10 protein-coding genes are annotated in these 11,410 nt (G+C 63.9%); all 10 read right to left on the bottom strand.

Annotated elements, in window-relative coordinates; all coding sequences use genetic code 11:
- Positions 1-3: 3 nt before the first annotated feature.
- Complete coding sequence (locus K8I61_00745) at positions 4-471, bottom strand: hypothetical protein (GenBank protein ID MBZ0270534.1); 468 nt, start codon at positions 469-471, stop codon at positions 4-6.
- A gap of 8 nt (positions 472-479) precedes the next feature.
- The gene (locus K8I61_00740) at positions 480-1,172 is read right to left on the bottom strand and encodes a Crp/Fnr family transcriptional regulator (GenBank protein MBZ0270533.1); all 693 of its coding nucleotides are present in this window, start codon (positions 1,170-1,172) and stop codon (positions 480-482) included.
- Between the two features lie 91 nt (positions 1,173-1,263).
- Positions 1,264-2,142 carry a phosphodiester glycosidase family protein gene (locus K8I61_00735; GenBank protein MBZ0270532.1) on the bottom strand — a complete coding sequence of 293 codons (879 nt, stop codon included), beginning with the start codon at positions 2,140-2,142 and terminating at the stop codon, positions 1,264-1,266.
- Positions 2,142-3,290 carry an AI-2E family transporter gene (locus K8I61_00730; protein ID MBZ0270531.1) on the bottom strand — a complete coding sequence of 383 codons (1,149 nt, stop codon included), beginning with the start codon at positions 3,288-3,290 and terminating at the stop codon, positions 2,142-2,144. Before K8I61_00730 ends, K8I61_00735 begins: the two co-directional genes overlap by 1 nt.
- Positions 3,287-3,616, bottom strand: a complete 330-nt coding sequence (locus tag K8I61_00725) for a hypothetical protein (protein ID MBZ0270530.1) — start codon at positions 3,614-3,616, stop codon at positions 3,287-3,289. The genes K8I61_00730 and K8I61_00725 overlap by 4 nt, the downstream gene beginning before the upstream one ends.
- Positions 3,617-3,628: 12 nt before the next feature.
- Positions 3,629-4,738, bottom strand: coding sequence for a hypothetical protein (locus K8I61_00720; GenBank protein MBZ0270529.1), 1,110 nt, complete (start codon positions 4,736-4,738; stop codon positions 3,629-3,631).
- Positions 4,735-5,961 carry a GTPase HflX gene (gene hflX / locus K8I61_00715; protein ID MBZ0270528.1) on the bottom strand — a complete coding sequence of 409 codons (1,227 nt, stop codon included), beginning with the start codon at positions 5,959-5,961 and terminating at the stop codon, positions 4,735-4,737. Before hflX ends, K8I61_00720 begins: the two co-directional genes overlap by 4 nt.
- Before the next feature lie 49 nt (positions 5,962-6,010).
- A complete protein-coding gene (gene hfq / locus K8I61_00710) occupies positions 6,011-6,325 on the bottom strand; it encodes an RNA chaperone Hfq (GenBank protein ID MBZ0270527.1) in 315 nt (104 codons plus the stop codon).
- Between the two features lie 38 nt (positions 6,326-6,363).
- Positions 6,364-9,798, bottom strand: coding sequence for a DNA polymerase III subunit alpha (dnaE, locus tag K8I61_00705; protein MBZ0270526.1), 3,435 nt, complete (start codon positions 9,796-9,798; stop codon positions 6,364-6,366).
- Between the two features lie 58 nt (positions 9,799-9,856).
- Positions 9,857-11,407: a glutamine-hydrolyzing GMP synthase gene (guaA, locus tag K8I61_00700; protein MBZ0270525.1), complete on the bottom strand. Its 1,551-nt coding sequence runs from the start codon at positions 11,405-11,407 to the stop codon at positions 9,857-9,859.
- Positions 11,408-11,410 lie beyond the last annotated feature (3 nt).

The following is an 11,410-nucleotide window of genomic DNA, read 5'->3' as shown; positions in this document are numbered from 1 at the left end:
CGATCAAGCCCTGCGGCCGCCGAATTCCTTGAGAAAGACGTTCTCCAGCCGGTCCTTGTGCGTTTCTTCCTCGCGCACCATGCGCCGGAAGAACTCCTGGAGCGGCGTGTCGCGAAAGACATCGAGATAGCGGGCGTAGTAGCGAATCGCGCGATCCTCGTGGCCGATCGCGTACGCCACGACCTCGCGCGCGGTGGAATTTTCCGTCAACTCATCGACCTCCGGCACGCGCGGCACCGGCCCGGTGCGCGGTTTGACGGCGCGCTTCCCCAGGCGTTCGAGCTTGCCGTCGGCCAGCGTCATCTCGAGCATCTTCACGTGCCCTTCTTCCTCGCGCGCCAGCATGCGCGCCATGCGATTGGCCGCGTCGTCGGCGAATCGGCCCTCCCATCCGCGATAAAGGGCGAACGAAATGCGCTCGCGGTTGATCGACTTTTTTATCATCGCGGGCAAATCGAAGATCTCGGCCACGCCGTCTCCTAGAGCGCGTCGTCCGGTAACGACCGGAGCGCGTTGATGTCGTTCAGGATGATCGATCGGCCTTTCGTTTCGATGAGGCCGTCCTTGGTCATGCGCGAGAGGATGCGGATGGTTGTCTCCACGGTGCTGCCGACCATCTCGGAGATGTCCTGCCTTGTCAGCGCGAACGGAATCCGCACGCGGTTGGCGCCGTCGGCGCGGCCAGCGCGGTCGCCCAGCTTGAGAAGCAGGTGCACGATGCGACGCTCCACGCGCTCCACCGCGAGGTTCTGGATGACCTCCTGCGCCTCGCGAATCTGACGCGCGAACTCGAGGATGATCTCGTAGGTGACATCGGTCCGGCGCTTCACCATGTCGAGGTATTCCGCGCGCGGGATCTTCAGGATGGTCGCGGCGGTCATCGCCTTGGCGGAGCTGGAATACGGCCGGCCGTCAAACACCGCCACGTCACCGAGCGTCTCGCCGGCGTCGACGATGCGCAGGATCGTGTCCTTGCCCGAGCGCGATTGCTTGAAGAGCTTGACCTTGCCCTTGATGACGACGACGACGTGCGTCGGCGGATCTCCCTCCCAAAAGATCGCCGCGCCCTTCGCGAAACTCTCTTCCACCGCTAGCGCCTGGATGCGGGCCAGCTCGTCGAGGTCGAACCCCGAAAAAATGAACACGTTTTTCAGAATTTCGAGGTGTTCCACGTGCGCGCCGCCGCCTTTCGGCGCGTTCGGAAATAGCACAATCGAAGGCCGGGTGTAAACGAATTCCCGATCGAATTGTCGATTGTCGGGCTTAGCGGGCGCCGGCGTCGAATGCCGCGAGATACACCGGCACGTTGACGAATCCGCGGACCAGGTGATTGTCGTCCCGCGTGCGGAGCACAAGCTGCGTGCTCGTTCCGCCGTCCAGGTTGAGCGCGTCGACGCACCCGAAGCCACCCTGCCCGATCGGAAGGGCCAGCAGGTGCGAGAGGTCGCCAAGCGTGATGCCGGAAATCACGGTGTCGGTCGCGACGAAAAGGATATGCCCCGCCCCGTCGCGGCCGACGGCGGATCGCCGCGTGACGCGGTCCGCGTTGCGGAAATCCATTTGCGGCGCGCCGTTGCGAACGAGCCACGGCCCGGACTGCACCGCCTCGGTCACGCCGTGCTCGCGAAAGTTGTCGCGATGCGCGAGGTGGGGGACGCCGCCGCGCACGAAAAAAACGCCTTCGTCGTCGCTCGCGGGGGCGAATCCGGAGATCGTTTTGCCCGCCGCGATCACCAGCCCCACGGCCTTGCGATCCTTGGCGAAGAACGGGCCGTTGATCATCGCGACGGCGCGGGCCGACTCGACCAGCTCCTCGATCGGCGCGTCGTCGATGCGCGCCTTGTCCGGCGCGACGACGCCAAAGCGGATTTTTTTCGGATGAAAACGCACCGCGTAAATACTCAGCGGATAGCGATCTCCCCGGGTGACGCGGACGACCCGACGCTCGACGCCCGGCGCGAGCGGCATCCAATACCCCGCGTCGGCGACGGCAAGCACGCCGTCGATGTTCTCGCGGTAGCGGTGCACAAGGTCGTAGCCCCAGGCGAAAACCCGCTCGCGGTGTTGAAGCCAGGCGAACGTGCCCGCGGCGGCGGCGAACACGAAAAGGAGATACCCGGTTCTTCGTACAAATGCCCGCATCACGTCTCGGGTTTCGCGGCTCCGAAGCGATAGAACCGGCTGTCCTGATAACGCCTGAAACCGCGGCGCCAGAAAACGCTCATGACCGCGGTGACCGGGACGGCGATGATCATTCCGGTGATGCCGAGCAGATTGCCCCAGATCAGGATGGCGAAGATCACCGTGACCGGGTGCAAGCCGAGCTTCTCGCCCATGATGCGCGGGGTGACGACGTTGGCCTCCATGAACTGGCCGAACGAAAACACGGCGACGACGAGTGCGGGGTGCAGGACGTCCTTGTATTCCAGGAAAGCGAGGAGGAGCGCCGGCCCGATGCCGAGGATCATCCCGAGATAGGGAACGAAGCTGATCAGCCCCGCGAAAAGGCCGATGACAAAACCAAGCGGTATACCCGCGACAAACTGCAAGCCGACCGCGTAAACGAAGGCCAGAAACAGGCACACGAGGAACTGCCCGCGCATGAAATTCGAGATGACGGTGTCGATCTCGCCGGCGATATCAAGGACGGGCCCTCGCCGGTGCTCCGGCACAAGCCCGACCGCGCCGATTTTCAGGTGATCGAAATCTCGCAGCAGGTAAAACCACGCGACGGGCACGACGATGACGCTGAGGATCGCGGTGATGAAGCCCGCGACGCCGGTGAACGCGCCGCCGATCCATGCCGCGATCTGCCCGGGCGCCTCGCGAAGGACGTTGCCGATCAGCGCTTCGTGACCCGTGAGGCGCTCGCGCCACTCGTCAAGGCTCTGCGGAATCGGCCCGGACATGAACCGCTGCAACACAGGCTGCGCCCAGAGCTGAATGTCCTCGACGTATCGCGGAACGTTCATCGCGAACTGCTGCACGCTTGAGATCATGTACGGCACGATCCACGCGAGCACCGCGACAAGGCTCAAAACCACGATGAGCGCGATATAGATCGTCGACATCGTGCGCGAGATTTTTCCGCGCTGCAGCTTGTCGGCCATCGGGTCAAAGAGATAGGCGAGCACGACGGCAATGACGAACAGCTTGACGATCGGCCATAGCAGATGAACGACCCAGCCGGCGGCGCCGAGAGCCAAAAGAAAGACGACAAGCTTAATCCAGCGGTTCGCCCAAATCTCCGCGAGAAAACCGAGCGCGGAACGCGAAGGAATGCCGGTCATTTTTCGGCCGGCTCGGGCGCGACCGGGCGCGGCAGCATGCGGATCGTGACGAGGGTCGGTTCCGTCGCCGCGAAGACCTCGCGCTTTTCGCTCGCGAAATCGTCATGCTCAAGACGCAACACGTGCGCGCCGGGCGCCAGCATGAGGCCGCGGCCGGCGAAACGCTCGACGCGGCCCATGTAATCGCCGTCAAGCCACACCCTGGCGGACGCGGGCTCCACGTCGAGCAACAGCTTGCCATAGGCCGGCCGAGGCGGCGCTGAAAACGGCATCGCGCAGCCGGCCGCGAAGATCGAAAGGAAAATCAGCGGAAGGAATCGTCGCATCAGGGGTCCATTTCAGTAATTCACGCGAAATGTCAATCGACCGTCCTCGGTCTCCCGCTTTTTCAGCGAAAGCCCCGCGAATTTCACGTCCTTGAAGGCGCGTTCGAGCTCCGCGGACGCCCCTTCGTGGTCGATCACGAAACGCACGACGCCGCCCGTGGCCACGGCGGACATGCGCGCGTCCTTGACGATCGCGATCGACCGGATTCCTTCGCGCAGGCGAACGATATCCGCGAAATCGCGCACGCCGGTGAAGACCACGGTGGTCGTGCCGGCCGATAGCGGCGCAAGCAGGTTTTTCTTGCCGATGACCGGGGCCAGGCCCTCGAATATCTCCGCCGCGGCCTCGCGCGCGGCTTCGTCGCACGGCGCTTCGGGCTTCAGGCGATAGGCCAGCTTGTGCAGCACCTCGCGCGCGCGCAGATCGACGAAAAACAGCGTCACGTCACGCGGACAATTATCCGTCGGGTGGCGAAAATCGCCCGAACCGATCAGAAGGAAACGCACGCCAAGAACGTCCCGCTTTTCGGCGGCGGCGTCGAAATCGCCGCGCAGCGCCGTTCGGAGGGTTTCGTCGGCGAGAAAATCCTTGCCGATCTCGCCCGATGCGATGTCGAACCCCGCGAGCGCCAGGCGCTCGGCAAGCTCGTTTTCGAGAAACGAAAAGCGCTCCCGCTCCTTGTTTTTTTCCGCCTCGATCGCAACCAGCGCGCGCCGCTCGCCGGAATCCGCCGTGGCCGGGGCGCCAAGCTCGCCCACCACGCGGCGCAGGCGATCCACGTCGAATCGCGCCTCGATGCCGATTTCGTAAAATTCGTCGTCGTGCTCGTCCTTGATCGTCTCATACGAAACGATATAGGGCGCGGGCCGGCGCAACAGGCTCTTCTCGACGAGCCTTCGTTTTTTCTCGTATTCGATGCCGGGCACCGAGCCTGCGATCGCGACATCGAGCGCGTTGCGCATCGCGAGGCGTAGGGCCTCGGCGCGCGCGGCGGGCAGGTTCCGGTGCTCGATTTTCGCTCGCCCCAGCCCCGGATGGATCGCGATGCCGCCCGCGAACGCCGTCGCGCAAATGAAGGCGATGGCCGTGAATATTCCGGCGGCGGCGGCGGTCATTTTCATCGGCGGTACTCCGCGAGCCGGCCGGCCAGATGCGCCGGCACCCACGCCTCGATGCGCACCCGCCCTTCGCCGTAGGTCTCGTTGACGACGGCGCCCGCGCGATGCACCTCCCCAAGCAGGCCCTTTTCCGAAATCGGGAGGTCGAAGGTCACCAGGCTGCGGTTTCTCCGTGCGCGGCGGGCGATCTGATGGCGAAGCGCATCGAGGCCCTCGCCCGTTCGCGCCGACACCATCACCGCGGACGAAAGCGTGCGTGTCAAGCGCGTCAGAGACGCACCGCCGATGAGATCGATCTTGTTGAGCACGTGGATGACGTCCTTGTCCCCCGCGTCGAGCTCGCGAAGCACGCCGTTGACGGCCTCGATGTGATCGTCCGCGAACGGGTGGGACGCGTCGATGACGTGGATGAGAAAATCCGCGGTCGTCACCTCCTCGAGCGTCGCGTGAAAGGCCTCGACGAGCTGATGCGGGAGCTTGCGGATGAAACCGACCGTATCCGAGAGCAGCACGCGAGGGCCCTCGTCGATGTGCAACTCGCGCACCGTCGGGTCGAGCGTGGCGAACAGCGCGCCCGCGGCAAACGCCTCGGCGCCCGTCAGCGCGTTGAACAGCGTCGTCTTGCCCGCGTTCGTGTAACCGACAAGGCTCGCCGAATCGTACGGCACGCGCCGGCGCGACTTGCGATGCAGATCGCGCGTGCGGCGAACCTTCTCGAGGCGCTGCTTGGCGTGCGCGATGTGCGCGAGGATGCGGCGGCGGTCGGTTTCGAGCTCGGTTTCGCCAGGGCCGCGCGTTCCGATGCCCGCGCCCTGGCGCGACAGATGCGTCCACATGCCGCGCAATCGCGGCAGCAGATATTCAAGCTGCGCCAGCTCCACCTGCAACTTGCCCTCGGTCGTGCGCGCGCGCATGGCGAAGATATCGAGGATCAGCCCCGTGCGGTCCATGACCATGCGGCCGAGCTTTTCCTCGAGATTGCGTTGCTGGGACGGGGAAAGCTCGTCGTCAAAGACCACGAAGTCCGCCCCGGCCGCCTCGGCGTCCGCGGCGATCTGCTCGACCTTGCCGCGCCCGATGAAGGTCGCGGGCACAACGCGGCGCAGCTCGCACATGACGCGGTCGGCCACCTCGCCGCCCGCCGAACGCACGAGTTCGGCCAATTCGTCGAGATGCTCGTCGGCGACGAACGCGGGAACGCCCTGCCGCCGCGAACCGACGAGCAGGGCGCTTTTGACGCGGCCATCGGCGGGGCCGCTCGATTCGACTTTGCGATCACTCGCTATGGGAGGGCCCCTTCGGCGCGCGATCGGACCGTGGATCCGGGCGGTCGCCGCGATCGTACGAGCTCTGGCTTGCGCCTTCGCCGAAGATCTGCGCCATCTTGCTTCCGGCCGGGACGTTCACGTTGGTGATCGCGTGCTTGTAAATGAGGTGGAATTTGTCGCCGTCGAGCACAACGCAATAGTTGTCGAAGCTCTTGATCGTGCCATGGATTTTCTGGCCGTCGGTCAGCTCCATGGTGATCTTGATGCGCTCCCGGCGGGCCTGGTTGAGAAACTGGTCCTGGACGTTGATTCGAGGTCTCATGATTTCAATGCCTCCTTTATCCGCAATTCATCAGCAGATTACGAAAAGTCCACCGCGTCGCTTCCCAGAAGATCCTGGAGCCGGTGAACGATTTCATCCGTCGGCGAGACGTGGAATTGGGACGGAAGCCGCATGACCGCGATGCCGACGCCGGGCACCCGGCAGTGGACGAGCGGCCGGCATTTGCCGCGCTCGGCCGCGGACAAAATGTTCCGCAGAATCGACGCGGAACCTTCGGTCATGCCGTTTTCCGGAAGGCGGATGTGCATCTCCGCGCCCCGCAAACGATCCGCCTCGGCGAGCGGCCATGCCTCGTCGATATACAGCTTGGGCCCCTTTTCCGTGGAGTCCGCCCGCCCCTTCACGAGGATCGGATCGTTCCCCCGTATCAACGCCTCGTGCCGAGCGAACGGCTCGGCGTAAACGACCGCTTCCATCGAACCGGTCAAATCTTCAATGTCCAGGACCGCCATGCGGCCACGAGCGGTGTCGTGCACCTTTCGGATCGACGCGACGATGCCCATGGTCGCGTCCTGCCGGCCCGTAATCTCTCGCAAATCCGCGCAGGTATGCGACGCGTACTTCCTAATCATCTTGGCATACTGCTGAAGCGGGTGTCCAGTAAGGAAAAAACCCAATGCTTCCTTTTCGTTCTCCAGGCGCTCCTTGTCTGTCCACGCGGCAACCTCCGGCAGCACGCGGTCGCCGGCGGCCTCGGAGGGGCTCGTCGATGGACCGAACAACGTCGCCTGCCCGGTCTGTTTTTCGCGCAGGATGCGGTTGACGCGATCGAACGCCACGTCAACGCCGGCGAACAGGCGCGCGCGGTCCGGCAGCAGTGAATCGAAACAGCCCGCGCGGATCAGGCTTTGGACCGCGCCCTTGTTGATGTGCTGGTGCTCGGTTTCCTCGAGCATGTGCAAAAGGCCGCGGAAGCCGCCCACGCGCTCACGCGCCGCGATGATCGCGTCCACCGTCGCGACGCCGACACCCTTGATCGCCGCGAGGCCGAACCGGATATTGCCGTTCTCGACGTAGAAATCGCGTTTCGAACGATTGATATCGGGCGGCAGGATCTCGAAGTCCATCTCGCGCGCCTCGGCGACATCGGGCAGCAGCTTGTCGGTGGACGACGAATCCACCGTCATGAGCGCCGCGAAAAACTCGATCGGATAGTTGGCCTTGAGGTACGCGGTCTGGTACGCGACGACGGCGTACGCCGCGGAGTGGCTCTTGTTGAAACCGTAGTCCGCGAATTTTTCCAGATGATCCCAAATTTGTTTTGCCGTTTCGCCGGAAATGTTCCGCGCCCTGGCGCCTTCCAGGAATTTCCCGCGAAACGTCTCCATGTCCTTCGCGCTTTTCTTGCTCATCGCGCGACGCATCAGGTCGGACTCGCCGAGCGACAACCCGCCCACGGCCGTGGCGACCTGCATCACCTGCTCCTGATAGACCATGATGCCGTAAGTCTCCTTCAGGATCGGCTCCAGGATCGGCAGCGCGTAGTGCGGTTCCTTGCGGCCGTTGGCGCAGTCGATGTACTCGGGGATGAGACCCATCGGCCCCGGCCGGTAGAGTGCGATGAGAGCCATGATCCCGTGGATCGACTTGGGCTTGAGCCGGCGCAACAGGTCGCGCATCGGCGGCGAAAAAAGCTGAAAGACGCCCGTCGTCTGACCCGTGCCAAGCAATTCAAAGGTCCTGGTGTCGTCGATCGGAATCGTTTCCGGGTCGATTTTCACGCCGTGCGTCGCCTCGATCAGCTTCACGGCCTTGTCGATGATCGTCAGCGTGATCAGGCCCAGAAAGTCGAACTTGATAAGCCCGATTTCCTCCACGCCCCGCTTGTCCCACTGCGTGATGATTCGGCCGTCCTTGTCGCGCGTGAGCGGCACCAGATCGAACAGCGGCTCCGGCGCGATGACGACGCCCGCCGCGTGCTTGCCGATGTGGCGCGAGAGCCCCTCGAGCGAGCGCGCCACGTCCCAAAGCTCGCGCGCCCAGGCGTTGTTCTCGAGGTAGTCGCGCAGGTCGGGATTGCGTTCGAGCGCGTTGGTAAGATCGACGTCGAGATCGCCGGGGATCATCTTGGCCACGCGGTCCACGTCCGCGAGCGGGAAGCCGAGCGCGCGGCCGATATCGCGCACGACGGCCTTGGCCTTCATCGTCGCGTACGAGCCGATCTGGCTGACGTTATCGACGCCGTATTTGCCGGTGACGTATTCGATGACGCGGTCGCGTTTCTCACCGCAGAAATCGCAATCGATGTCCGGGTTGTCCCGGCGCTCGGGGTTCATGAAGCGCTCGAACAACAAGCCGTAACGCAGCGGATCGATGTCCGTGATGCCGAGCGCGTAGCACACAAGGCTGCCCGCCGCGCTGCCGCGTCCCGGCCCCACGGGGATTCCCTCGCGCCGGGCCCAGTTCATGAAGTCCTGCACGATGAGCAGGTAGCCCGCGAAGCCTCGCCCGCTGATGAGTTCGATTTCCTCCGCGAGCCGATCTTCGTATAGGCGCGGCGCCATCTCCGGTGCGGGACCCGCGATCGACAGGCGCCGCTCGAGTCCGCCGCGAGACATCTGCGCGAGCGTGCTTTCGAGAGTCTCGCCGCGTGCGACGTCGAAGCCCGGAAAGAGAAACTTACCGAACTCGATTTCGAGGTTGCAGCGCTCCGCGATCTCCGAGGTGCTCTTGATCGCTTGCGGCCGGTCGTAAAACAGGTCGGCCATCTCGCGCGTGCTTCGCAGGTAAAATGCGTCCGATCCGTAGCGTTTGCGTTTTTGCTCGTGGACGGTCTTTTTGGTGTCGACGCAAAGAAGGATGTCGTGCGGCACCGCGTCGGCTTGCGTCAGATAGTGGCAATCGTTCGTGGCGACAAGCGGCAGATTCATGCGCGAGGCCATCTTGACGATCGCCTCGTTGACGAGCTTCTGGTCCTCGATACCGTTTTCCTGAATCTCCAGGTAGTAGCGCCCCTTGAAAACGCTCGCGTACCAGTCGGCGATCTTCTCCGCTTCGTCGATGCGATGATCGAGGATGGCGCTCGCCACCTCGCCCGAGAGGCACGCCGACGAGACGATGAGGCCTTCGTTATAACGCTCGAGCAACTCGTGATCGACGCGCGGCCGGTAGTAGAAACCCTCCAGATGCGCACCGTTCACAAGGCGGATGAGGTTTTTGAAACCGATCTCGTTTTCAGCGAGCAGCACGAGATGGTGGTTGTGCTTCTGGCCGCCCGTGCGATCGCGGCGCGAGCCCGGCGTGACGTAGATTTCGCAGCCGAGGATCGGTTTGACGCCGTGTTTTTTTGCCGTCTTGTAAAACTGCAGCGCGCTGCAAAGGTTGCCGTGCTCGGTAACGGCCACGGCCCGCTGCCCGTGCGCCTTGACGGCCTCCATGAGGTCGGGGATGCGGTTCATCGCATCCAGGAAGGAAAAGTGCGTGTGGAGATGCAGATGCGTGAAGTCGTTCATGTCCGCGTGGATTCCATTGTCAAAACCCGCCGCCGCGTCCGGCGCGGCGCGGCGGGCGTCATTCCCATTCGATCGTGGCCGGGGGCTTGCTGGAGATGTCGTACACGACGCGGTTGACGCCGCGCACTTCGTTGATGATGCGGCTTGAGATCCGCGCCAGCAGATCGTACGGCAGATGCACCCAATCCGCCGTCATGCCGTCGCGCGAATGCACGGCGCGCAGCGCGACGGTGTTGTCGTAGCTGCGCTCGTCGCCCATCACGCCGACGCTGCGCACCGGCAACAAGACGGCAAACGCCTGCCAGATGCGGTCGTACCAGCCGGCGGCGCGAATCTCCTCGATGAAAACCGCGTCCGCGTCCTGCAGGATGCGGATACGTTCGGCGGTGATCTCGCCGGGAATCCGAACCGCCAGGCCCGGACCGGGGAACGGGTGCCGGCCGATCAATTCCTCGGGCACCTCCATCTCGCGGCCGACCGCGCGAACCTCATCCTTGAACAGCTCACGAAGCGGTTCGACCAGGGTCAGGTTGAGCGTATCCGGAAGCCCGCCGACGTTATGATGGCTCTTGATCGTCGCCGACGGCCCCTTGAAGCTTACCGATTCGATGACGTCGGGATAGAGCGTTCCCTGCGCGAGAAACGCAGCGCCCTCGATCTTGCTCGCCTCGTCGGTGAACACGTCGACAAAAACGCGGCCGATCGTCTTGCGCTTGGTTTCCGGATCCGTGACGCCCGCGAGCGCGCCAAGGAAGCGATCCGACGCGTCGACATACACGACGTTCAGGTGAAGATTTTCGCGATACGCCGCGAGAACCTGCTGGGCCTCGTTTTTGCGCAGCAACCCGTTGTTGACGAAGATCGCCACGAGGCGATCACCGATCGCGCGATCCAGCAACACGCCCGTGACGGTCGAATCGACGCCGCCGGACAGTCCGAGAACCACGCGCCCCTCGCCCACTTGTTCGCGGATACCCGCCACGGTGGATTCGATGAAATTCGCGGCGGTCCAGTTTTCGCCGCAGCCGCAGATCTTGTGCACGAAGTTGCCGAGGATCTCCGCGCCACGCGGCGTGTGCACCACCTCCGGATGAAACTGCACGCCCCAGATGCGCCGCGCCGCGTCGCGCACCGCCGCGTACGGCGAGTTCTTCGAGCGCGCCACGACCTCGAATCCGGCGGGCAGCGCGTCCACGCGGTCGCCGTGGCTCATCCAGACCGGCTCCGGCTCGCTTGTGGAGAACCCGGCGAACAAGTCGTCGGTCGCCTCGATTTCAATCTCCGCGAAGCCGTACTCGCGATGCGCGGAACGCGCGACCTTCCCTTCGAAGACATGCGCCACGAGCTGCATGCCGTAGCAGATCCCAAGAATTGGCGCGGGGTATTCGAAGATGCGCGGATCGGCCATCGGCGCGCCCTCGTCGTAGATGCTCGACGGCCCGCCGGACAGGATGATCCCGGACGGCGACAGCTCGCGCACCTTCGCGAAATCAAGCGTGCACGGATGGATTTCGCAATAGACCTTCAACTCGCGCACGCGCCGCGCGATGAGCTGTGTGTACTGCGAACCGAAATCGAGAATGAGGATCGCGTCCCTGGCCTTGAACATCCG

This window comes from bacterium, assembly GCA_019912885.1.
Lineage (GTDB): Bacteria > Lernaellota > Lernaellaia > JACKCT01 > JACKCT01 > JAIOHV01.
The sequence above is the reverse complement of the archived record's forward strand: the minus strand, read 5'-3'. Positions and strand labels throughout refer to the sequence as shown.

Bases quoted from the DNA above. Each gene is read 5' to 3' on its own strand.
- K8I61_00735 (MBZ0270532.1), bottom strand. From the start codon at position 2,142: ATGCGGGCATTTGTACGAAGAACCGGGTATCTCCTTTTCGTGTTCGCC.
- K8I61_00730 (MBZ0270531.1), bottom strand. From the start codon at position 3,290: ATGACCGGCATTCCTTCGCGTTCCGCGCTCGGTTTTCTCGCGGAGATT.
- K8I61_00725 (MBZ0270530.1), bottom strand. From the start codon at position 3,616: ATGCGACGATTCCTTCCGCTGATTTTCCTTTCGATCTTCGCGGCCGGC.
- K8I61_00720 (MBZ0270529.1), bottom strand. From the start codon at position 4,738: ATGAAAATGACCGCCGCCGCCGCCGGAATATTCACGGCCATCGCCTTC.
- hfq (MBZ0270527.1), bottom strand. From the start codon at position 6,325: ATGAGACCTCGAATCAACGTCCAGGACCAGTTTCTCAACCAGGCCCGC.
- dnaE (MBZ0270526.1), bottom strand. From the start codon at position 9,798: ATGAACGACTTCACGCATCTGCATCTCCACACGCACTTTTCCTTCCTG.
- guaA (MBZ0270525.1), bottom strand. From the start codon at position 11,407: ATGTTCAAGGCCAGGGACGCGATCCTCATTCTCGATTTCGGTTCGCAG.